Source organism: Photobacterium sp. GSS17 (assembly GCF_028621875.1).
GTDB classification, from domain to species: domain Bacteria; phylum Pseudomonadota; class Gammaproteobacteria; order Enterobacterales; family Vibrionaceae; genus Photobacterium; species Photobacterium ganghwense.
The window spans coordinates 1818602-1841503 of sequence record NZ_CP117517.1; the positions used below are offsets into that span (position 1 = coordinate 1818602).

Below are 22902 nucleotides of genomic sequence, written 5' to 3' on the forward strand. Positions count from 1 at the left end.
GTGAGTTGTTTATCCCCAATTCTGCTCATGAGTGTTTTTATAAAAATTCTATACTTTATTGTAAAAATATAACGATGGAGCATTGCTATGACCGCACCTGACCCTATAGTGCCGGTATTGCTTGAGAAAGTTTATGGCTTAATCCAGGACAAGATTGAGACCCCTCAGCAGTCATTAGTAGAAGTGTTTGCTCAGCGATTGTTAGGACAACTGGCAGAAGATGATCTGCTTCAACGGAATGAATCTGACCTCTACGGTGCTGTACTAAGTCTGTGGCACCACCTGGTACAAAATAAACCTGATCAAATCTCAGTACGTGTCTACAACCCAACTCTGAGCCGTTACGGCTGGCAGTCTACCCACACTGTTGTTGAAATTATTACTCCGGACCGCCCATTCCTAGTTGATTCAGTACGCATGACACTGAACCGTCTGGGTATCACCAGTCACCTGATGCTGAACGGCCCGTATTTCTTCAAACGCAACGCGGAAGGTGTCATTACTGAAGCGTGTGGTAAAGACGGCGATCTTCAGACGTTGTTCCACATTGAAGTGGACCGCCTGAACGACAAACAAGAGTTGGAAGCATTAAAACAAGAACTAGAACAAGTGCTTCAGGATGTTGATCTGGTCGTCAATGACTGGCAACTGATGCAGGCAAAACTGCAGTCAATCGTTGAAGAACTGAAAAATGCAAATATGCCAGTTAAGAAAGACAAGCGCGAAGAAGCGATTGCTTTCCTTGACTGGGTGACTCACCACAACTTCACCTTCATGGGTTACCACAACTATGATCTGGTGCCGATTGAAGGTGATTATGAACTGCGCCCGACGAATGAAGACGGCCTTGGCCTGCTGAGCAAGTCAAGCAAGGTGAAAACACTGCGTCTGTCTGAGCTGCCTGAGACTGCCCGCTTTGAAGCGCGTAAGCCGGATCTGCTGATCCTGACAAAAGGCAATGTGAAGTCGAAGATCCACCGTCCGGCTTATACCGATTACATCGGGATCAAGCGTTTTGATAAAGACGGCAATGTGATCGGTGAGCACCGTTTCACGGGTCTGTACGCGTCAACGGCTTATAATCAGTCGATCATGAGCATTCCTCTGATCAGCAATAAGGTTAACCGTATTCTGGAAGAGAGTGGCTATTCTGCTGGTTCTCACTCCTGGAAAGCGCTGAATAACCTGATGGAAACGTATCCGCGTGACGAACTGATCCAGGCCAGCGAAAAAGAAATGCTGGATGTGGGCTGTGGTGTTGTACGTATGCAGGATCGTGATTTGCTACGCCTGTTTGTGCGCCGCGACCCATTCGGTCGTTTCTTCTCTTGCATGGTGTATGTCACGAAAGAGCGTTACAACACTGAGCTTCGTCGTAAGACGCAGCGCGTACTGAAAGAATACTTTGGTTCTGAACAGGACGTTGAATTCACTACTTTCTTCTCTGAGAGCCCACTAGCAAGAACCCATTACATCGTGCGCGTAGAAAACAATAACTTCGATGTCGACGTTAAAGCCATCGAACACAATCTGGTTGAAGCGGCTTCTTCCTGGGAAGACCGTCTTAGCTCATCTCTGATCGCAAACTTTGGTGAAAGCCAAGGGACGCTGCTGGCGAAAAACTATGCCCGTGCATTCCCGCGTTCATACAAAGAGCAGATGCTGCCAGGTTTCGCGGTTGCGGATATCGAGCAACTGGAAAGCCTGAGCGAAGATAACAAGCTGGGCATGCTGTTCTACCGTCCGCAGGAAGAAGCGACCGATTCACGTTACGTGAAACTGAAGCTGTTCCACCGTGATGAGCCGATCCACCTGTCAGACGTTATGCCTATGCTGGAAAACCTTGGCCTGCGCGTGATTGGTGAAGAACCGTATGAAGTGAAGACTGCGAGCGGTACGGTGTACTGGATCCTGGACTTTGCGATGCTCCACAATGCCTGCACAGGGATTGATCTGGCTGAAGCGCGTGATCGTTTCCAGGAAGCATTTTCTGCTATCTGGCACGGCGAAATCGAAAGTGATGGCTTCAACCGTCTAGTACTGTGTGCCGGTCTGACAGGTCGTGAAATCACGATTCTGCGTAGTTTTGCCCGTTACATGCGCCAAGTTGGCTTCCCATTCAGCCAGCACTACATCGAAGAAACGCTGTCAAATCACAATGATCTGGCTCGTGATCTGGTTCAGCTGTTCCGACTGCGTTTTGATCCTGAAATCAAGCACACAGAAAAAGCAGAGCAGGATCTGATTGCAAAACTGCATGAGAAGCTGGACGAAGTAGAAAGCCTGGATGACGACCGTATTATCCGTCGTTACATGGAAATGATCCGTGCTACCCAGCGTACTAACTACTACCAGCTGGACGAAAACGGTCAGCCGAAACCATGGCTGTCACTGAAACTGCGTCCGTCTGAGATCCCTGAAATCCCGGCACCGGTTCCGTTCTTCGAAATCTTCGTGTACGCACCGGATATGGAAGGTGTACACCTTCGTGGCGGTAAAGTTGCGCGTGGTGGCCTGCGTTGGTCTGACCGTCAGGAAGACTTCCGTACAGAAATTCTGGGCCTGGTAAAAGCTCAGCAGGTTAAGAACACTGTTATCGTACCGGTAGGTGCAAAAGGTGGCTTCATCTGTAAACGTCAGCCTCAGCTGTCAACTCGTGAAGAGATCTGGGCTGAAGGTCAACGCTGTTACAAACGTTTCATCCGTGCGCTGCTGGATGTGACTGATAACATTGTTGACGGCGATCTAATTCCACCAGCGAACGTTGTTCGTCATGATGAAGACGACCCGTATCTGGTTGTTGCAGCCGATAAAGGGACTGCGACGTTCTCTGACCTGGCTAACTCAGTGTCGGAAGACTACAACTTCTGGCTGGGTGATGCATTTGCATCCGGTGGCTCTAATGGTTATGACCACAAAGCCATGGGTATCACCGCGAAAGGCGGCTGGGAATCAGTCAAGCGTCACTTCCGTGAAATCGGTATTGACTGCCAGAATACAGACTTTACATGTGCCGGTATCGGTGACATGGCTGGTGATGTATTCGGTAACGGCATGCTGCTGTCTAAGCATACGCGCCTGGTCGCTGCCTTTAACCACATGCATATCTTCCTGGATCCTAATCCGGATGCTGCAACCAGCTGGGAAGAGCGCAACCGTCTGTTCAATCTACCTCGCTCAAGCTGGGAAGATTATAACCCAGAGCTGATTTCTGAAGGGGGCGGTGTCTTCTCTCGTCGCAGTAAAGCGATCAAGCTGACGCCACAAATTCAGAAACTGCTGGGCACCCGTAAGCAAACCATGCCGCCAAATGAGCTGATCCGTTTGATCCTGACAATGGAAGTGGATCTGCTGTGGAACGGTGGTATCGGTACTTACGTGAAATCTCAGGCTGAGACGCATACTGATGTGGGCGACCGTGCAAACGATGGTCTGCGCATTAACGGTAGTGAGCTACGTGCGAAGATTGTGGGCGAGGGCGGTAACCTGGGTATGACTCAGCTGGGCCGTGTCGAGTTCGCGAAGAACGGTGGTCGTGTTAATACCGACTTTATCGACAACGTAGGCGGTGTTGACTGTTCAGACAACGAAGTGAACATTAAGATCCTGCTGAACACACTGGTTGCCGGCGGAGATCTGACTTACAAGCAGCGTAATGAACTGCTGGAACGTATGGAAGACGAAGTGTCTGAAATCGTTCTTGATGATGCATACTGTCAGAGCGAGTCAATCTCCGTGACACAGCATCAGGAAGTCCAACTGCTCAAAGAGCAAATCCGCTTTATCCATCACATGGAAAAAGCAGGGAAGCTGGATCGCGCTCTGGAAAATATCCCGGATGACGATGCACTGGCTGAGCGTGAAAAATCAGGTATGGGTCTGACCCGCCCTGAACTGGCAGTACTGGTTGCCTACGGCAAGATGGTTCTGAAAGAAGAAATGGCAACGGATGAAATTGCAAATGATCCGTACCACGCGCGTTTGCTGCCGGCTTACTTCCCGAAAGAGCTGCAAGAAAGATTCCGCACGCAAATGGATCAGCATCCACTGCGTAAAGAGCTGATTGCGACGTCTCTGGCAAACCAGATGTCGAATGAGATGGGTTGTAACTTTGTTACTCGTCTGCAGGAAGAAACCGGTGCAACAGTGGCCGAAATTTCATCTGCCTACTCAGTTGGCCGTGCCATTTTCGACTTTGCTCAGTACTTCGAGCAGGTTCGTGAGCTGGATAACGTAATACCGGCCGATGTGCAGTATGACATTATGTACCGTTGCCGTCGTATGTTGCGTCGTGCGACACGCTGGATTCTGCGTAACCGCGACCGTAAGCTAAGCATCGAAGAGCAAATTGCATTCTACCAGCCGGTAGTAAGCAAACTGCGTGAAAATCTGGAACGTTACCTTGTCACTGAAGAAGTGAAAGAGCACAACGATCAGGCTGAATCGATGATCAAACAGGGTGTACCGGCAGAACTGGCGCATAATATTGCGCGCCTGAGCAGCCTGTACTCAGCAATGGATATTGCACAAATTACCAGTGAGATGGATAAAGATATCGACCTTATCTCTCGAGTGTACTTTGTCCTGGGTGCTGAATTGTCACTGCACTGGTTCCTGAAACAGGTTCACAATCAGCCTGTAGAAAACCACTGGCAGGCACTGGCGCGTGCTTCATTCCGCGAAGATCTGGATTGGCAACAGCGTCAGCTGACTTCTGCTGTTATCAGCAGTGGTTTAGTAGGGGGTGACGCAGAAGGCCTGATTGAGAGCTGGATGAAGGAACACAAGAAGGCGATTCGTCGCTGGAATACCGTGCTGACTGAGTTCAAGGTAGGTACAACTCATGAATTTGCCAAGTTCTCTGTTGCACTGCGTGAACTGATGCTGCTGAATCTGCACTGCCGTCCGGCAATGTAATTCTGCAAAATTGGTGAATAAACCATAGCAACTGCTCAAATTGTTTGATTTTCAGGCCACCCACATCTGTGAGGTGGCCTTTTTTATCTCTGGTTAACATGTAAGTTAATCGTTTGCTATTTCTGTTAAAAAACAAACTGTTAATTATTTGCATTAGCCAGTCAATTTATAGGGTAGCGAGTATTTTTATCGTTAAACTATAAAATAATCGTTGAATTGGCAGCACAAAGTAGGAATAATGTTCTCCCGTTTATACGGGGCTTTTACTAGGAGGTACAATGATTTACCGCCTCGCACGATCCGCTATTTTTAAGCTAGACGCTGAAAAGGCGCATGATCTTGCTATTCAGAACTTTTCTCGCTTCACCGGTACACCTCTCGATCTCTTCTATCGTCAACACGTCCCTGATCATCCTGTCGAAGTGATGGGTATCAAATTCAAAAACCCTGTTGGTCTGGCTGCTGGCCTTGATAAAAACGGCGAATGTATTGATGCATTTGGCGCGATGGGTTTTGGATTCGTCGAAGTCGGTACAGTCACACCACGCCCTCAGCCTGGTAATGATAAGCCTCGTTTGTTTCGTGTCATTCCTGCCGAAGGCATTATTAACCGCTTCGGTTTTAATAACCTGGGCGTTGATAACCTGATTGAGAACGTCAAAAAGGCCAAGTATGACGGTGTCATCGGGATCAATATCGGTAAAAACAAAGATACACCGATTGAGAAAGGGGCTGAGGACTACCTGATCTGTATGGAGAAGGTATATGAATATGCTGGCTATATCACAGTCAATATTTCATCTCCTAACACACCGGGCCTGCGAAGCTTGCAATACGGTGAAATGCTTGATGAGCTGCTGGCACAGCTAAAAGAGAAGCAGAAAGAGCTGTGTGAGAAATATGGCAAGTATGTACCGCTGACATTGAAGATCGCGCCGGATCTTGAAGATCACGAAATTGCCCAGATTGCCCAGTCACTGATCAAAAATGAAATTGATGGTGTCATCGCGACGAACACGACTCTGGATCGTTCGCTGATTGAAGGGATGCCTCATTGCGATGAAGCGGGTGGCCTGAGTGGTCGTCCGCTTCAAAACCGCAGCACCGAAGTGATTCGTTTGTTGGCACAAGAACTGGATGGCGCATTACCTATCATTGGGGTGGGTGGTATCGATTCTGCTATTGCCGCCCGAGAAAAAATGATGGCTGGCGCAAGTCTGGTGCAGGTTTACTCCGGCTTTATTTACCACGGACCAAAACTGGTTAAGGACATTGTCTCTAACCTGAAGTAAGCGGTTCGAGAAAAAATGTATATCGTGCCTGTCGATGTTCATCGGCAGGCACTTTTTTTTGTTTAAGGTATATGACAGACACTCAAGTCAGGGGCAATTGTCAAACTTACACCTTTTTTCATCGACTTAGCCCTGTTTATTTCCTCTTTTTATTTGGCCTGACCACAGTAAAATTGTTCTAAAGTTTTGTTTCGAACGTTGGATAAAGCAGTATAACGAACGGATTTTGGAGCGAGAACATGTTGAAACCTAACAATTCATGGATGTGGTACTACGACCAAAAACATGACGCTCTGATGCTGGATCTAGGGGAGGAGATGATTTTTCGCGTCTCTATTCCAACCAAAAATCTGGTGCCTTGTGCATTTACCCGTTCTGTATTTACTGTTGACGACGCCAGTACCTACCAAACCTACCTTGAGGGCGTTTCAGCTCTCGATCTGCCAGCACCGCGCAAAGTTGAAATTGCTCTGAATGCAGTGGCTGCAAACCGCTTTCATAAACCAATGATGCCGAAAAGCTGGTTTTTTAAAGACCTTAAAAACGCACATTGCCCGTCTGAAGGTGACGTTGTCACGTTGTATACGGAAGATGGTCAGGCTAACTTCCTGGTGATTGAAAATAACGGAAACGCCAGCCTGTGTATGTCGGCTGAAGTGGAGGCCGTTAACCTGAACAATGCGAAGCAAATGCAGTTCTGCGATACGATCAAAGTGATGAATGACCGTATGGAAGCATTCGAGGCGCACGTAGAAATGCCTGTCAGCTTCGCACTGGTAGGCTGATTTACCTTCTGAAATGTTTCTCCATGGCATTCACAGCCAGCGCGTACCAGCTCAATTGTTCCCTTTATTTCTGCCTGATAACTGCACATGAAACAGTGTTATATCTCCTTCCTCGCTGAAAATAGCGCGTTGTAAGCTTGTCCATTGCCCCGAAAAACTAACCCTGGAAACATTAACCTCCATTAACTTTAAGCAGCCACAGGCAACCAAACCACAGCTGCGTACTCTAGTCTCCCTTCATTTTGTGGCCAATTGCTACCTGAGTTCAATCTCTACCAGGGGCCAATCGCTATCGCTTGTGTACCAACTGGAGAGAGAGTGCCTGTCTATCTCTATTGACTCGTTACCCATGGTCGACATCTCTCACTAAAACGACTTTCACTCATGGCCTCTGAACGACTCTCAATGCACGGACCAAACCATCAGGTGCAATTTCTAACGAAATCCCCCATGTACTGAACAAAAAAGAGACGAGTGGTTACTTACCATGTGGCGGTCATAACTGTTTGTATATTAATGAGAAAGGGTAGGGAAGTCGAAAATAGAGCCGTTAGGTTTTTATACTCATGTATGGACGCGTTCTGTCGGTATGTTAATGCGTCGTTCAAGTGGATCCCTAAGCACATTAGCCCCAATGAGTGTCAGCAAGTCTACCAAATACTTTTTCGTCGCTTTGTTCACATATATCTGAAGTGGGTGTGTTTACAACACATAGTTGGCCTACTCAGCCTTAGTAGACAGATAAATTGTATGCTCTTGAGCGATCTTTTCTACACCGCAAAAGCAGGATGAATCTAAGGGAAAAATAAAGGCAATGCTCTGGTCTGAAGTATTTCATTACCGGGGCATCACCAAGTAACAGAGTCAGCATGTGGCGTATTTTTGACGTTGCGCGTCAAAAACTGTCTGCCTGAGCAGACGTGAAGGTAAGGGAATGCCCATTTGCTTGTGCAAAATATGTTCAAAATTAGTGAGCTGGGTCTAAAAAAGTTATCTTTTTTTAATGTTTTTTCTGCCTCTTTTTGTCTTCTGAGGGCAAAAAAACACCAATATTTTGCACCTGAATCTACATGGTGATTTGTTTTATTTCCTCAATTTCCTTGTTCGTGTAATTAAATTACAAGTTATGTATGAGAGATATCCGTTACAAACCGGAACTATTTCCAGTCGGGAAACTAACGAGTGTTTTGTTTTAATTCGCCTTTGGTGATAGTCAGTGCAAACTCATTAATTGGGGAAAGCATGAATCATCTCAGACAGGAAGTGCGTAGTCATCTTGTTGTTTTATGATTTCAAATCATTGATAATTAGTGGTTTTAATTGTTTGTTTCTAGGGGTGGACGATTATGGAGGGATTGGTGGGCGTTGTTTTGCTACGGTTTCCCTGACCGTTTCTAAATGGAAACGGTTGTGATGATTGCTCGTTGTTTCCTGATGTGAACAATTTAGATGGGTGGGGTTGTATACTATTGAGTGCTCATTTGGACTGTTTTGCTTTTTCTTTGACATCAATTCAGAGTGAATCTTTTAGCTTGAATTGCCCTTGACATTACCTTTGAATCTGTATGCTGAATCAGGGCAGCGTAATTTGAGTGAAATAATTGCTGTTTTTTTAACTAAATGGGTCGGGAGATCCCTTTGGTGCAAGGTATTTAGAGGGTTTTCAGTTATAATTCACCGCAACATAAGTGCGAAATGAACCTCATGAATCAATATCTAGCAATCACTTCCCGTGGCCTTGAGAATCTTCTGGCCCAAGAACTCGAGCAACTTGGTGCTCAACAAATTAAAGTTGTCCACGCCGGCGTGCGTTTTAAGGCGGAACAGGGTACAGCATATCGCTGCTGTCTATGGACACGACTGGCTTCACGAATCATTCAGGTACTGGGTGAATTCACTGTTCGTGATGATATGGATCTGTACCTTGGCGCGACGGCTATCAACTGGCCGTCTTACTTCCACTTCAATACTCGAATCATTGTCGATTTCAACGGTACTAACCGCGAAATTCGTAACAGCCAGTATGGCGCAATGAAAGTAAAAGATGCCATTGTGGATAAGTTCACTAAGGCTGATCTTCCTCGTCCGAGTATTGACCGCGTCCGTCCTGAGCTTCGTATTCATATGCGTCTGTCAGGCGAAAACGGCATTTTGGGTCTGGACATGGCCGGTAGCGGTTTGCACCAGCGCGGCTATCGTACTGATGCCGGTAAAGCGCCTCTTCGCGAAACCCATGCCGCAGCACTGGTTCTGAAATCTGGCTGGGTTCTTGGCAAGCCTTTGCTGGATCCTATGTGTGGTTCCGGTACTTTGCTGATTGAAGCGGCGATGATCGCAGCAGACATTGCCCCAGGTCTTAAGCGTAAACAGTGGGGCTTTGAGTTCATCAGCGATTTCGATAAAGAAGCCTGGATGGAAATTCATGCTGAAGCGAAAGTAAAAGCTCGCCGTGGTCCTGCGAACGTTGAACCACTGTTCTTTGGTCGTGAAAAAGATCAGCGTGTGCTGAGCATTGCGCGTGATAATGCCGGTCGTGCTGGTGTTTCTGAACTGATCCAATTTAAGCAGGAAGATGCGACTCAACTGACTTGTCCTGAAGGGTTTGCAGAAGGTGTCATCCTGTGTAACCCGCCATACGGTGAGCGTTTGGGTACAACACCTGAGCTGATTTCCCTTTACACCTTGTTTGGTAATCGCCTGAAACTGGCATTTGCGGGTTCAACGGCTGCGATTTACTCGTCATCAAACGAGTTGCTTAGCTGCCTGCGTATGCGTGCTGATAAGCAATTCAAGCTGCGAAATGGTGCGCTGGACTGTGTGCTGAAAACGTACCTGATCTCGGCAGGTGGCGTGAAACACGTAGAAGGCGAGCAAGAAGGGACACTTGAAGAAACTCAGGTTGCGCCGGATTTTGCCAACCGTCTGAAAAAGAACATCGGTAAGTTGTCTAAGTGGGCAAACAAAGAAGGGCTGGATTGCTACCGTCTGTATGACGCGGATCTGCCTGATTACAACGCTGCGATTGACAAATACCAGGATTACCTGGTTATTCAGGAATACGCTGCGCCAAAATCTATCCCTGAAGAAACGGCACGTCGCCGCCTGATGGATGTTATGCGTGCTGCAATTCAGGTAACCGGTGTTGATACCAGCAAAGTGGTACTCAAAGTCCGTGAACGCCAGAAAGGCAAGAGCCAGTACCAGAAACTGTCGAGTGCTGAGCGTCACATGGTCGTTGATGAATACGGCGTGAAACTGAAAGTTAACCTGTTTGACTATCTGGATACCGGCCTGTTCCTTGATCACCGTATTACCCGTCGCAAACTGGGTGAAATGGCCCAAGGGAAAGACTTCCTGAACTTGTTCGCTTACACAGGTTCGGCGACCTGTCATGCCGCATGCGGTGGGGCAAAATCGACGACAACCGTTGATATGTCTAACACCTACCTGCGCTGGGCGCAGGAGAATATGGAACTGAACGGTAAAGTAGGTCGTCAGCATCAGTTCATCCAGGCAGATTGCCTGCAGTGGCTGCAGGAAGCGGACGGTAGTTTCGATTTGATCTTTATCGATCCGCCGACGTTCTCGAATTCAAAGCGTATGAATCAAAGTTTTGATGTTCAACGTGACCACATCATGTTAATGGAAAACCTGAAACGTATGCTGCGTCCGAATGGTCAGATTGTTTTCTCGAACAATAAGCGCCATTTCAAAATGGATTTCGAGAAACTTGAAGCACTTGGGTTACAAGCGCAGAACATTTCTGATAAAACGTTGCCTTTGGATTTCGGTCGTAATAAGCATATTCATAACTGCTGGATCATTACCCACAAGGAAGGTTAAGTGCTAATTACGCTCTATAGCACAGAAGGGTGTCACTTATGCGAGCAGGCCTATGGCCTGCTCGTTCATGCCGGCGTAGCAGATCGCGTTGAGGTGGTTGATATTGCCTTTGATGATACGCTCTTTGCTCGTTACGGTGTCACTATTCCTGTGCTTGCAATTCAATATCCTGATTCTGAACAACAAAGCCCGGAACTCGGCTGGCCGTTTGATGCCGAGAAGCTGGCTGCATGGTTAAACAATAATGGCTTTAATTCACATCAGTAACGCCCAACTGGCGTATGGCGACCATGCTTTACTCGATAAAGCAGAGTTTATTCTTCAACCTAACGAACGTGTCTGTCTGGTAGGCCGTAATGGCACGGGTAAATCCACTTTGATGAAAGTGATTGCCGGCGACGTTCAACTTGATGATGGTAGCATCCAACAGCAGTCTGAACTGCGAGTGTCTCGCCTTGAGCAGGATCCGCCTCGTGACGCCGAAGGGACGGTGTTTGACTTTGTGTCTGAAGGGCTGGCTGAAATTGGTCAAGTTCTGAAGCAATATCACCACTTGCTCGATCTGATTTCTCATGAACCAACAGAGTCAAACTTTGCCAAGCTGGCTCGTGCTCAGGAAAAAATTGACCATGCCGACGCGTGGCAGTTTGATAACAAAATTACTTCTGTGCTGGAGCACCTGCAGTTACAGCCAGGGACATTGCTGAAAGATTTGTCCGGTGGCTGGCAACGTAAAGCAGCGCTAGCGCGAGCTCTGGTGTGCGATCCAGACATTCTGCTGCTTGACGAGCCGACGAACCACCTGGATGTCTCGACTATCGAGTGGCTGGAAGGGTTCCTGAAAGAGTTTAAAGGCTCTATTGTCTTTATTTCGCACGACCGTGCATTCATTCGTTCCATGGCGACCCGTATTGTCGACCTGGACCGAGGGAACTTATCTTCTTTCCCGGGTGACTACGACAAGTACCTGGAAACCAAAGAAGAGATGCTGCGGGTTGAAGAAGAGCAAAATGCAGAGTTTGATAAGAAGCTGGCTCAGGAAGAAGCGTGGATTCGTCAGGGTATTAAAGCCCGTCGTACCCGCAATGAAGGCCGTGTACGTGCGCTGAAACAACTGCGTCGTGAACGCAGCGAGCGTCGAGATGTGCAGGGTAAGGCTGACATGCAGCTTCAGGAAGCTAATCGCTCCGGTAAGATCGTGTTTGAAGCTGAACACATCAGCTACAGCTACGGCGACAAGCAAATCATTAATGATTTCAGCTTTAATGTAATGCGTGGTGACCGGATTGCTCTGATTGGTCCGAACGGTTGCGGTAAGAGTACCCTGCTGAAAATTATGTTGGGCGATCTGCAAGCCCAGGGTCATTTCCATTGTGGTACCAAGCTGGAAGTCGCGTATTTCGATCAGTACCGCGAAGTGCTGGATCCGGAAAAAACGGTAATGGATAACTTGGCAGATGGTAAACAGGAAGTGACCGTTAATGGCCGTACGCGCCACGCACTGGGCTACCTGCAGGATTTTCTATTCCATCCGCGACGTGCACGTACACCGGTAAAAGCCTTGTCCGGCGGCGAGAAAAACCGACTGTTACTGGCCAAGTTGTTCCTGAAGCCTAACAACCTGTTGGTGCTAGATGAACCAACCAACGATTTAGATATTGAAACTTTGGAACTTTTGGAAGATATACTTGCCAATTACCAAGGTACTTTGTTGTTGGTGAGCCACGATCGTCAGTTTGTGGATAACACAGTAGCAACCAGCTGGATTTTTGAAGGCAATGGTGTCATCGAAGAATATGTCGGTGGTTACCATGACGCTCAGGAACAGCGTGCCAATTCGCACAGCCAGAGAGCCAAAGAACATGCGGCTCAAATTGAAACTGCGAAGAAGAAAGAAGACAACAAACAGCGTCAGGCTGATCGCCCCCGCAATGTTAAGAAGCTCTCTTATAAATTGCAGAAAGAGTTGGAAGACCTGCCGCAACGAATTGAACAACTGGAAAATGAAATTGCTGATTTGCAGGAAAAAATCAATGATCCTGCCTTCTTTCAGGACGTCAAAAATGATACCCAAGCGGTCCTGGCCCGTTTAGCTGATGCTGAAGCGGAATTTGAGCAGGCATTTGAACGTTGGGAAGAACTTGAAGCGATGCAAAAGGAATCTTAATGCAACATAACACCTTGAAGCTATCTACACTGGCGATACTGATCGCCGGTGCCACAAGTGCAAACGCGGCCGTTTATAAGGTTGTAGAAATAGAAATTGACCCAAACTCGACTGTCGCAAATCGCGATTACTTCCCTGAGAATGTGGATCAGGTTAAAGCGCGCAGCCAGATTGAATATCATGGTCAGGGTATTAGCCCTTCTGCTGACGAAAACTGTTTTGTCAGCGGCGGGTGTAGCAGTGATAACTATCAGGTCTTCGGCGAAAGCCGTTTCGGGGCTGAAGGTCTTCGTATGCGTGATGTGGTTCCTTTCATCAGTGATAACTATCAGGAGATCAACGATGAAGATCGCCTGTACCGTTACTGTGATCGCAATCTAGGGCCGAATACCTGTGATACATGGGCACGCAGCGAATTTTACGGAAAGGGGTATAACACCAATGACATTGGTGACCGTTCCGGGCTTGGTGGTTTAGTTCGTGAGCAAGAAGCCTGGACTAAAAACTTCTATGCAAACTCACAGGCGTTACTGACCAATGGTAACGAGTTTAGTGTGGTTGAGACTTTTGCGTCTGATTCCGCTAATTATTCCGCATCCGCAGCGCTGGGTGATCTGGTTGCTGACCGAGAGACTTCGAATTCTGTGGTGACTCAGGTAGGTGATCTGAGTGGTCAGCCTTACGAATTGGGTATCGCCAGCAGTGCGTATTTTGGTAAAGACGGCCGCTATGCTCGTCAATTTGCCAAACGTGGCTTTGTGAACGTTAACGGTTCGCAATTGAGCCTGGGAGCTGTTAGCTCAGCCAACGAACTGACCAAAACTGCAGGTCAGTCTCTTGCGTTTGATGCGGTAGAGTTAAAGCTTGAGGGCAAACTGCTGGTGGTGGGCAGTGCCTCTTTTGCACCAAGTGACTTCCGTGACTCTGACCTGAAGGTGCCAAATAACCGCAGTGACCGTGGTGATCCGACCTTCAGTGATAGTACATTCCGTGAATGTGCAAACTTGTTCTCAACCAGCCCGGACAGTTTTTACAGCACTAAAGAGTGCCAGTTGTCTGTCTTTGCTAATGATGCGGTCTTCTGGACTGTAGATGGCTCTTCTGCTAACAACGCTGAAGCGAACTTGCTGTCTAAGCGCGTTGATAAAAATGGTAACACTTACCAGACCTTTGACCCGGACAATAACGATCGCAGCTATCAAGCAGGTGCGCGTGCTGTTGCTTTGGTTTCTGACAAGCCAGTAGTGGTTGGTTTCACAACTGACTCTGTTGATAAGACGTCCATCGATGAAGCGGATAAAGATTACTACGCGATTCGTGCTTCTGTATGGGAACTGCCAGATGGTTCAACAACCGCCAGCAGCGAGTCATTCACCCGTAAGATTATCCCTGGGCTGGATATCGAAGACGGGGGCGGCGAGCGTAAGCTGACTTACAGCATCGCGACCGACGTGAATGAAAACAACAAAGTAATCGGCGTCGCGAAGAATTACCTGGTTGATAACCGTTCATACTCTGAGCGTATGTTTGTGTATGACAATAACAACCCAAGTGCTAGCCCAACGTTCCTGGATAGCAGCATTTCATCTTTGTTCTTCAAAGGTGCGAATGGTTACGCAGCGGCAATTAACAACAATGATCAGATTGTTGGTCGTCTGGATGCTGAGTCTGTCAACCAGGTTGATGGCCGATTCCGTCGCCAGCGTGCGTTTACATATGTAATGTCTGACATTCCTGGTTCAGCCGCACTGAAGAAGGGTGATGTGTACCTGCTGGATGACCTGACTAATGATGGCGTTGTGAAGGGTGACGGTGTCGCGAACCAATACCGTATCTTTGAAGCTACAGGTATCAATGATGCGGGTGTCATTTCAGCGACGGCTTACAAATGTGAAGGCGGTTACGATGATTTGACGAAAGAGTCGTTCTGTCAGGGCGGCGCGTCAAATGTCGAGCGTATTGTTGCGGTTAAACTGGTACCAATTGACGCAGCACAATCTCCGTCGGTTGAATCACGTCCTACGCAGGAAGCGTCAATCGAACGTTCTGGCGGTGGTAGCTTGGGTGTATTGGCTTTGACAGTGCTAGGCTGGTTAGGGTTCCGTCGTCGCAAGTGATTTTTGTGTAAATATTGCGCAAAACTTCTACAGGCTCACAAATCGTGAGCCTGTTTCATTTCAAGGGTTGATTTGAAAGTCTGTTTGGCCAATTCTTAATAGTGGAGTCACAAAAGCTCCATCATTATGCAATAGTAGTGACTGAACCGATAAGGATGAGGATCGAACTATGAAGAGACAAAAGCGGGATCGCCTGGAACGCGCTCAATCGCAAGGTTATAAAGCTGGTATTAATGGTCGCTCCAGCGAAGATTGTCCGTATCATGCTACGGACGCCCGTACGAATTGGCTAGGTGGCTGGCGAGAAGCAAGACAAGATCTGCAATCTGGCCTCTATAAATAAATCCCTCCGTCTTATCACCCTTATCGAGCCCCTACCAGGAATAGGGGCTCTATCATATCTGCTACTTCTTATCTGTCGTTTCGTTGGTGCTTCTTGGTTCTGCGGCGCTAAGTTGGGTATTTTCCAAATACATTCAGACTTTCAGCCAATCATTCATCATCCAATCATTCAGTAGTATTTGAAGAAGAGGTGTGCACTTGGGTGACGCTGTCACATATGGACTGTTTTTGCCGACTGTATTTTATGGTCTGTATGTTATTGATAGGTTGGGCGTGATTGCCATTTTTCATGCTTTGTTAACCCATTGGCTAGCAGAGTCGATAGTATTACATGTGACGATGTCACTTTTTTCGAGAGCAGAGATCAAAAAAGGCCGCCCTGGGCGACCTTTCTTTATTATTCGTAAGCGTAATCTTGATTAGAATGATGACGTGTCTTTGAACAGACCGACTTTCAGATCTTTCGCTACGTAGATTTCTTTGCCGTCAACCAGCACGCGACCATCAGCCACACCCATAATCAGCTTACGATTGATAACACGCTTTAGCTGAATTTCGTAGGTGACTTTTTTCGCTTCCGGCAGGATCTGGCCAGTAAATTTCACTTCACCCACACCCAGCGCACGGCCTTTGCCTTCGCCGCCAGCCCAGCCCAGGAAGAAGCCAACCAGCTGCCACATAGCATCCAGACCCAGACAGCCTGGCATTACCGGGTCACCTTTAAAGTGGCAATCAAAGAACCACAGGTCAGGACGAATATCTAGCTCTGCTTGGATGAAGCCTTTACCGTGCTCACCACCTTCGTCAGTGATAGTAAGAATACGGTCAATCATCAACATATTGTCAGATGGCAGTGAAGGGAATTCAGGACCGTAAAGCTCACCTTTACCACAGGCAACAAGTTCGTCGTAGTTATAAGATTGTTGGCGTTTCATCAGACTTTTAAGCTCCTTAAAAAGTATGCTGGCAATTTAGCTTACACATGTACGCCATACAACTCGGATCAGTTCTGGACAAACCAGTTTTTGATACGCGATAACCAATTGACTTCATTATCGTGATCGCCGTTATGGAAGTGATCAATCCGGACCGCAATTCGGGCCAGAAGGGTGTCGGCTTCCATATCGTCACTGCGGAACACTTTACCGGTTAATAATGGCAGAGCATCATCAACACTTTCGACAGCCCACAGATGGAACTGACCCGCTTTTACGGCTTCAAGTACATCGTCATTTAAGCATAGGTTAGTCAAATTAGTTTTCGGTAAAATGACACCTTGGGTACCGGTCAGGCCACGATAGGCACACACTTTAAAGAAACCTTCGATCTTTTCGTTTAGACCACCGACAGCCTGCACCCGGCCGAACTGATCGACCGCACCCGTCACGGCAATTTGCTGATTAATAGGTTGCATAGCCAAAGCTGAGACTAAAGAGCACAATTCAGCCAGCGATGCGCTGTCTCCGTCCACTTCAGAGTATGACTGCTCGAAAACGATGGACGCGGAGTATGGCAGCGGCTGGTCCAAATCCAGTGCGGTGCTGACAAAAGCCTGCATAATCATCATACCTTTGGCATGGATGTTACCGCCAAGCTCTGCTTTACGCTCAACATCGGAAATATCCCCGTCACCGAAATGGACAACACAGGAAATTCGTGCCGGTTCGCCATACGTACGGGGATGACCCGGTACTTCAACCACAGTCAAGCCGTTGACCTGGCCGATCTCTTGGCCTTGGCAGTCAATCAATACCTGGCCGTGATGAATATCTTCGATAGCGCGTTCCGGCAGGTAGGATTCACGATACTCACGGGCCTTCAGTGAGGCTTTTATATGCTCTGCCGTAATCGGCGCACCCTGAGACTCGATGCTGGCTTCACTCAGCAGACTGAGATGCCAGATAGGACATAGAGGAAGACGCTCCTGATCTTCGGCATAGCGGGCGCCAGTTTTCATTACGGCTTCCAGAGCTTGCTGGTCAGCCAAGTCCGGTAGGGATGCATTGGTGATGATGGCTTTCAGGTAAGCCATATATTGTGGCAGATTATCTTCGCTAAGCAGCAGGTCCTGCTCAAATTCACCGTACATGCTAAATCCGGAAGAGATATCCGGCTCCGCATTTTCAAGCTCAGCCATAAGGTAACGATCGCCAATAAGAACCAGCTTAATATTGAGTGATTCTGCTGGTGGCAGTGGGTAGAGCCTCTTATTCGTTGATGGCTGCCATTCCAGTTGGCCATTCATAAGTATGCTTTTCAGTCGTGGCCACAAGCCGGGGTTTGATAAAATCGCCCCAATCGATAGTACCAGATAGCCATTATGAGCTTGATGTACTAAACCATGCTTAACCTGATGTTTGGCCATAGTATTGCCATCTTCAGGCGGGTAGACCGCGCCAAACAAGTTTAGCTCAGTAACATTTTCACCCGCTACAATTACTGGTGGTTCGTCGCGTTGAGGCGCCGTTAAATTAATCAGCTCAATGACATAATCGCGATATACTTTGTTATCGGGTGCAGTAATGCAAAGCACTCGAGGTTGTAGCTCAATAGCAGTAAACCGGCGTACAGCATCCTTTAGGCGATCTTGCAGCGTTCCTGTTACAGCGGGGGAGAGATCGTCATACTGCGCTAAAATAGCGTGGTACGGGGAATAATCTGGGCTCATCGTACGCCAGGTTTCTTCATGCATAGGCTTTGTGCTTTTCTATCGTTAGTGTGAAAAAGACAGCAGTATAATGGAATCAATAGCCGCATAATAGCGGTGACGTGATGTTATTTAGCTGTTTTGCAGGTCAGGCGAGACTGGCTTAAAAACAAATGCTTAAAACCGAAAAGAATTGTGCTTTTAATACACTGAGGTTACACTGTCACTCTTAAGTGTAGACATATTGAGATATTCTGACGACTATGAAATATCAGCAGCTTGAAAATCTGGAAGCCGGTTGGAAATGGAAGTATCTGGTTAAGAAGTGGAAGGAAGGCGAAGCTATTACCAGCTATATCGATACCAGTGAAGCGGAGGCTGCCATCAATGAACTTTTTGCTATCGAGCATGAACCGACTCGAGTGCTGAAGTGGATTGATAAGCATATGTCACCGGAGCTAGACAACAAGTTGAAGCAAGCGATCCGTGCCAAGCGTAAGCGACATTTTAATGCTGAGCAGGTTCATACGCGGAAGAAATCTATCGATCTGGACTACCGGGTATGGGAAAAACTGGCGGAAAAATCCCGTGAGTTAGACTGTACTTTGTCAGATGCTATCGAATACTTGTTAAGTGAGTCCAGTAAAACTGAGATGGCAAGTCGTCAGGTGCATGACCTGAAACAGGATCTGCACGAGTTGCTGAATCTCGACTGATTTGAGATTACTTTGCGTTCATACCATTAGATGGTGTTCCTACCTGAAGAATTGTTGGTTAACCCAGAATACGATGTACTGAACGCGTCCGTGTTTTTATAGGGAGTGCACTATGGAATATGTCATCGTTCTCGCTATTGTCGTTTTTATTCTGGTGTTTAAAGACCGCCCGGTTATGGTGATGGAGTTTGAAGACGGTAAGCTCACCAAACAGAAAGGCACAATTCCGGCTGGTTTTCTGAATGGGTGTAAAGATATCGCTCATAAGCAGCCATTCAGCGGGAAAATCAAAGTCTACAAGAACCGTTTCACCACAAAGCTGGTTTTTTCGAAAACCGTACCCGCGAAAGTTAAACAACGCGTTCATAACGTATTTCCATACTCTGGCGGTAGCAAAAAACGTTCAGGTAAACGCGCATAGCGCAATCTACTCATATTTCTACGTGATTATGTCTGAGCGTCTTTGGTGCTAGGGCGTTACAATGGGTGAGTTATCAAGGCTTCTTCGGAAGCCTTTTTCATCGATTAAATTTGTGAGTGCATTGGCTGACTTTCAGGGAGGTCACTTTCATATGTTAATTCCGCATGCTTTCAGGCTAACCCAAGGTGCTGATTTACGTAATGCCATTTTAGAGTATGTTCAGGAAACGGGGATTCAAGCCGGGTCTTTACTGAGTGGTGTCGGTTGCTTATCTGCCGCGACGATTAGGCTGGCGAATGAGGCAGATTCATTACTTTTAGACGGGCCTCTGGAAATATTGACACTGTCCGGCACATTAACCCCCGAGCATGTTCACCTACATATATCCGTCGCTGACAAGCAAGGTAAGGTGTATGGAGGCCACTTGCTGGAAGGAACGCTAGTTTCGTTTACGGCAGAAATTTGTCTTGCCGAGTATCGTAACCTGAGTTTCAGTCGTGAGCTGGACAATCAAACTGGGTTCACGGAGCTGGTCGTTAAAGCTATCAAATAAGCGTCTTGGTGACATTGTTCGGGTGAAGCTTTGAAGTTTCACCCGAGTCTATTGACGGTCTACAAAATCATTTACTGGTTTCTTTTCATATGGGTATCACTGCCAGGGGAAAACAGAGGCTGTAAATGACCTCTAGAAAGCAAGACCTGTAAACCTGCAAAAGGTTATGGGAATGCTTTGGAGTGTTCTTTGTATATGACGAAAACAAATGATGAATGGTCTAATCAGGGTAACTCATCGTCAAATATTTAGTCTTGGGTTTTGCCGGGTGCTGTATTCACGGCATCAACCAGTGCAGCTTGGCTTACGAGATATTGTTGTATTTTGTTCTGCAGAGCAGAGAGCTTTTCTTCGGCAAGAAGCCGCTGTTTTCGTTCTTCCTCCAAGCTCTTTCCTAACTCGACGGCTAAATAGCCACCCTTGATTAAGGCTTTTGTTGTGACATTGCTTTCTGTTAAAGATTTTAGCTCTTCAATCATATAAGCATGTTTTTCAATGTTTCTAATCGTAATTGCCATAAGTTATTGTATTGCTTTTGTTTGATAGCATTGTCATTTATATTTTCATCTGATTCAACTAAAAGATAGCTTTATATGAGGGTTGGTAAAAATCGATGAAATACAGAATGCAATCAAATTGCCTCGTCGGTGATATCACAAGCTACAGCGTGAAAGGAGTCAACGAAGTTTAATTGATGTCTTTTTGCTCAGAAATAAAAGTAAGCAGATTGTAAATAGGGAACCGCTAATATTAAAATCGGTGAATACGGAGAGTAAAAACATAAGGCTTAGCATGAATCAACAAGCGGAAATGTTGAAACAAAAAATTCTGGCCAATAGAGCGCGAGAGGAAGAAGCACCAGGCCTGAAAAGTGTAAAAATGATTCGTCATGGCTCTGATGTTATGGTGAGCGTTAAAACTCCGTTAGGACATTTGTACCGGACTGAAACCACGTTCATCGGGTCGGATGGTCTTGACCGGATTTATCTGGCGCCTCCAAAAATATCGAAAATCGAGTGCGAAGAATTCTTTCAACAGGGATACTGGATAACTATTAAAGCCATCTCGGAGCATGGGGAAGGTGCTCAGATCACTCTTAAAACACGTATTAAGCATCTCGTGACAGATCCTGTTCGTTTATTCGTAGTGGATATTCCTGTCACGGCCACACTGACGCAATTGCGTCAGGAGCCACGTTATGAAGTGAATCTAACAGGGATAATTCAACTAGGGAGCAGAAAGCTGACCGTTGAGCTTAAAGATATATCAAGCAGCGGTTGCTGTTTTTTGACAGAGCTTCATGGCCCGCAATTTTCGCCAGGAATGCCGCTTAGCATTCGGGTGGTTCATCCGTCGAGCGGGGAACCGTATCGTTTGTCTGGAGTGACAAAGAACATTGTAAAGTCTGGTAATGCAAATCAATGTGGCGTGTTGTTTGATGTGAATGGAGGGGAAAATGCCAAATCTTTACTATCCAAACTTATCTTTGATGGTTCTAAGCTGTCATTTAATAAGCTGACTACATAAAGGGCAAACAGTTAAAAAGAGCGAACATAACATCAATAGAGAAGAGTAGTTTAGCCCAGTAAATAAACCTGACGAGACTGGCGAAGCTTTTCAATACACCTTTTTACTTTTTGCAGAGAAATCGGCTTCACCAGATAATCACTTGGATTGTATTTTATCACTTGTTTGACGACGTCCATTTCACTATCAGTACTGACTATCACGACGGGAATCTGTAGCTGGTGGGAGTGAATAAATTCAAGCACCTCAATACCATCCAATGGCTTGGAGAGGTTTAAATCTAAAAAAATGCAGTCGAATTCAAACCGATTAAGCTGACTACATGCTTGCTGCGCAGTAGTGGCGTAAAGCAACTTTTCTATCTTTGTCGATTTACGTAACAATTGCGCCAGAATATGCGTCATCATCTTATTGTCTTCAATAATCAGAAAGCGGCTCATGCAGAATCCCTTAAACAACTAACAACCGTTTTCTAATCATAAGCTATCTGGAGGAGGATTATTAACCAAATGCTCAAATTTGAGCAGAAGAAATGTGACCCAAGCCCACTCACAAATACCTAATGCACTATAACTTTAGTTTGTCTGTAACCACCACTTAATCATGAAATAATCAGTAAAGGCTAATCCATCGAAGATAAGAGATTTATTAGCAGATAAATGAAAGGGCATGACTGTTTTTTATAAATTTCTTGGCCTTTTGTTAGGCTCTGACCGTAACAGGGTAGTGACGTGGTAACAATTAATTTTTTGAATAAGAATGTACATCACTATAAAAAGAAATAGTACCCATGAAGGAGGCTCTGGAACATTAGACACCTTGTGGGATGGGGTAGATTGCGCTGTGATTATTGGTTCGTTTAATGGTAATACTGCCGTGCTGCTCTCGTTACCACTCGGAGCTGGTTTATTACTGGAACTGGTATTTGTATTATTATCTTGAGCCTCGTTTTGGTCAGGGTCCTCTTGCATTTGCTGTGGTGAAGCAGTGCTGCCTCCCACGCCACTCAATGTCATATTACCTGAGTTCACCGAGCTGGATTGCGCTGGAGATACTGAAAGTGAGGGGGCTGCTGCTGCAAGATTATTACCTATTGAAGCAGAGTAGCGGATTCCGGTGGAAGTGTGGCTTTGATGATTAAACATATTTCCTACCTGATTGGACATCTGTGGTAGAAAGTCGGAGACAGTAAAAGGAAACATAAACTGTATGACAGGTAATTGAATTAAAGGAGTACCACTGCTGGTGGCTGTATCGAACAAAAAACCAGGTAAGGGAAGTAAAGAAGCGCTATTTGATTCACCAAATAGCAATTGTTCATTTCTGACTTCATTCTGCTGTAAGGTGGCATACAGATCTGAGAGTTGAGTAAACTCTTCACGCTGACTTTCAATAAAAGAACGATTGGAAACATGTTTAAACACATTGTTATTCGACAGTTGAGACGCATCCATTATGTTCTCATTTGATTGGTCGTGACTACCTGGCACTGTCATATCCGATAGCACCATTGGAATGAGTATTAGTAGAAGCATTAGAGACTTACTGATCTTATGTCTCATCCTTATATACCGT

Annotated in this window: 17 protein-coding genes; 12 read left to right on the forward strand and 5 right to left on the reverse strand. The window is 46.5% G+C overall.

Annotation, left to right across the window (positions count from 1 at the left end; genetic code table 11):
- Positions 1-87: 87 nt before the first annotated feature.
- The 8 genes from PGW97_RS08175 to rmf all read left to right on the forward strand — a co-directional run bounded on the left by PGW97_RS08175 (position 88) and on the right by rmf (position 15464).
- Positions 88-4917: an NAD-glutamate dehydrogenase gene (locus tag PGW97_RS08175; RefSeq protein ID WP_047886708.1), complete on the forward strand. Its 4830-nt coding sequence runs from the start codon at positions 88-90 to the stop codon at positions 4915-4917.
- 278 nt (positions 4918-5195) lie between these two features.
- Positions 5196-6209 (forward strand): quinone-dependent dihydroorotate dehydrogenase, encoded by a 1014-nt coding sequence (gene pyrD, locus PGW97_RS08180; protein ID WP_273857034.1) that lies wholly within the window; start codon positions 5196-5198, stop codon positions 6207-6209.
- 239 nt (positions 6210-6448) lie between these two features.
- Entirely contained in the window at positions 6449-6994 is a 546-nt protein-coding gene (locus PGW97_RS08185; protein ID WP_217392530.1) for a cell division protein ZapC, read from the forward strand.
- A gap of 1704 nt (positions 6995-8698) precedes the next feature.
- The gene (rlmKL, locus tag PGW97_RS08190) at positions 8699-10837 is read left to right on the forward strand and encodes a bifunctional 23S rRNA (guanine(2069)-N(7))-methyltransferase RlmK/23S rRNA (guanine(2445)-N(2))-methyltransferase RlmL (RefSeq protein ID WP_273857035.1); all 2139 of its coding nucleotides are present in this window, start codon (positions 8699-8701) and stop codon (positions 10835-10837) included.
- Entirely contained in the window at positions 10838-11104 is a 267-nt protein-coding gene (locus tag PGW97_RS08195) for a glutaredoxin family protein (protein WP_217392528.1), read from the forward strand.
- Positions 11082-13004 carry an ATP-binding cassette ATPase Uup gene (gene uup / locus PGW97_RS08200; protein ID WP_273857036.1) on the forward strand — a complete coding sequence of 641 codons (1923 nt, stop codon included), beginning with the start codon at positions 11082-11084 and terminating at the stop codon, positions 13002-13004. Before PGW97_RS08195 ends, uup begins: the two co-directional genes overlap by 23 nt.
- Complete coding sequence (locus PGW97_RS08205) at positions 13004-15121, forward strand: DUF3466 family protein (protein ID WP_273857037.1); 2118 nt, start codon at positions 13004-13006, stop codon at positions 15119-15121. The genes uup and PGW97_RS08205 overlap by 1 nt, the downstream gene beginning before the upstream one ends.
- A gap of 169 nt (positions 15122-15290) precedes the next feature.
- The gene (rmf, locus tag PGW97_RS08210; protein WP_084712662.1) at positions 15291-15464 is read left to right on the forward strand and encodes a ribosome modulation factor; all 174 of its coding nucleotides are present in this window, start codon (positions 15291-15293) and stop codon (positions 15462-15464) included.
- A gap of 418 nt (positions 15465-15882) precedes the next feature.
- On the opposite strand, the gene fabA is transcribed toward rmf, so the two are convergent.
- Entirely contained in the window at positions 15883-16398 is a 516-nt protein-coding gene (gene fabA / locus PGW97_RS08215) for a bifunctional 3-hydroxydecanoyl-ACP dehydratase/trans-2-decenoyl-ACP isomerase (RefSeq protein WP_047886715.1), read from the reverse strand.
- Between the two features lie 68 nt (positions 16399-16466).
- Positions 16467-18155, reverse strand: a complete 1689-nt coding sequence (locus PGW97_RS08220) for a Lon protease family protein (protein ID WP_273857038.1) — start codon at positions 18153-18155, stop codon at positions 16467-16469.
- Between the two features lie 218 nt (positions 18156-18373).
- On the opposite strand from PGW97_RS08220, the gene matP reads away from it, so the two are divergent.
- From matP to PGW97_RS08235, 3 genes are all read left to right on the forward strand, one after another.
- Positions 18374-18826 (forward strand): macrodomain Ter protein MatP, encoded by a 453-nt coding sequence (gene matP, locus PGW97_RS08225; protein ID WP_047886717.1) that lies wholly within the window; start codon positions 18374-18376, stop codon positions 18824-18826.
- A gap of 112 nt (positions 18827-18938) precedes the next feature.
- The gene (locus tag PGW97_RS08230; protein ID WP_047886718.1) at positions 18939-19247 is read left to right on the forward strand and encodes a DUF3634 family protein; all 309 of its coding nucleotides are present in this window, start codon (positions 18939-18941) and stop codon (positions 19245-19247) included.
- 151 nt (positions 19248-19398) lie between these two features.
- A complete protein-coding gene (locus PGW97_RS08235) occupies positions 19399-19800 on the forward strand; it encodes a PPC domain-containing DNA-binding protein (protein WP_273859646.1) in 402 nt (133 codons plus the stop codon).
- 248 nt (positions 19801-20048) lie between these two features.
- Here the strand turns inward: PGW97_RS08235 and PGW97_RS08240 are convergent, their stop codons facing one another.
- Complete coding sequence (locus tag PGW97_RS08240; protein WP_273857039.1) at positions 20049-20318, reverse strand: hypothetical protein; 270 nt, start codon at positions 20316-20318, stop codon at positions 20049-20051.
- 274 nt (positions 20319-20592) lie between these two features.
- Here PGW97_RS08240 and PGW97_RS08245 point away from each other — a divergent pair, with 274 nt between their 5' ends.
- The gene (locus PGW97_RS08245; protein WP_273857040.1) at positions 20593-21327 is read left to right on the forward strand and encodes a PilZ domain-containing protein; all 735 of its coding nucleotides are present in this window, start codon (positions 20593-20595) and stop codon (positions 21325-21327) included.
- Positions 21328-21377: 50 nt separating this feature from the next.
- Here PGW97_RS08245 and PGW97_RS08250 read toward each other — a convergent pair whose 3' ends face one another.
- Positions 21378-21767 (reverse strand): response regulator, encoded by a 390-nt coding sequence (locus tag PGW97_RS08250; RefSeq protein WP_047886720.1) that lies wholly within the window; start codon positions 21765-21767, stop codon positions 21378-21380.
- A gap of 240 nt (positions 21768-22007) precedes the next feature.
- Complete coding sequence (locus PGW97_RS08255) at positions 22008-22781, reverse strand: hypothetical protein (RefSeq protein WP_273857041.1); 774 nt, start codon at positions 22779-22781, stop codon at positions 22008-22010.
- Positions 22782-22902 lie beyond the last annotated feature (121 nt).

Coding starts and splice junctions, on each gene's coding strand:
- PGW97_RS08175 (WP_047886708.1), top strand. CDS start 88: ATGACCGCACCTGACCCTATAGTGCCGGTATTGCTTGAGAAAGTTTAT.
- pyrD (WP_273857034.1), top strand. CDS start 5,196: ATGATTTACCGCCTCGCACGATCCGCTATTTTTAAGCTAGACGCTGAA.
- PGW97_RS08185 (WP_217392530.1), top strand. CDS start 6,449: ATGTTGAAACCTAACAATTCATGGATGTGGTACTACGACCAAAAACAT.
- rlmKL (WP_273857035.1), top strand. CDS start 8,699: ATGAATCAATATCTAGCAATCACTTCCCGTGGCCTTGAGAATCTTCTG.
- uup (WP_273857036.1), top strand. CDS start 11,082: ATGGCTTTAATTCACATCAGTAACGCCCAACTGGCGTATGGCGACCAT.
- PGW97_RS08205 (WP_273857037.1), top strand. CDS start 13,004: ATGCAACATAACACCTTGAAGCTATCTACACTGGCGATACTGATCGCC.
- rmf (WP_084712662.1), top strand. CDS start 15,291: ATGAAGAGACAAAAGCGGGATCGCCTGGAACGCGCTCAATCGCAAGGT.
- fabA (WP_047886715.1), bottom strand. CDS start 16,398: ATGAAACGCCAACAATCTTATAACTACGACGAACTTGTTGCCTGTGGT.
- PGW97_RS08220 (WP_273857038.1), bottom strand. CDS start 18,155: ATGCATGAAGAAACCTGGCGTACGATGAGCCCAGATTATTCCCCGTAC.
- matP (WP_047886717.1), top strand. CDS start 18,374: ATGAAATATCAGCAGCTTGAAAATCTGGAAGCCGGTTGGAAATGGAAG.
- PGW97_RS08230 (WP_047886718.1), top strand. CDS start 18,939: ATGGAATATGTCATCGTTCTCGCTATTGTCGTTTTTATTCTGGTGTTT.
- PGW97_RS08235 (WP_273859646.1), top strand. CDS start 19,399: ATGTTAATTCCGCATGCTTTCAGGCTAACCCAAGGTGCTGATTTACGT.
- PGW97_RS08240 (WP_273857039.1), bottom strand. CDS start 20,318: ATGGCAATTACGATTAGAAACATTGAAAAACATGCTTATATGATTGAA.
- PGW97_RS08245 (WP_273857040.1), top strand. CDS start 20,593: ATGAATCAACAAGCGGAAATGTTGAAACAAAAAATTCTGGCCAATAGA.
- PGW97_RS08250 (WP_047886720.1), bottom strand. CDS start 21,767: ATGAGCCGCTTTCTGATTATTGAAGACAATAAGATGATGACGCATATT.
- PGW97_RS08255 (WP_273857041.1), bottom strand. CDS start 22,781: ATGGATGCGTCTCAACTGTCGAATAACAATGTGTTTAAACATGTTTCC.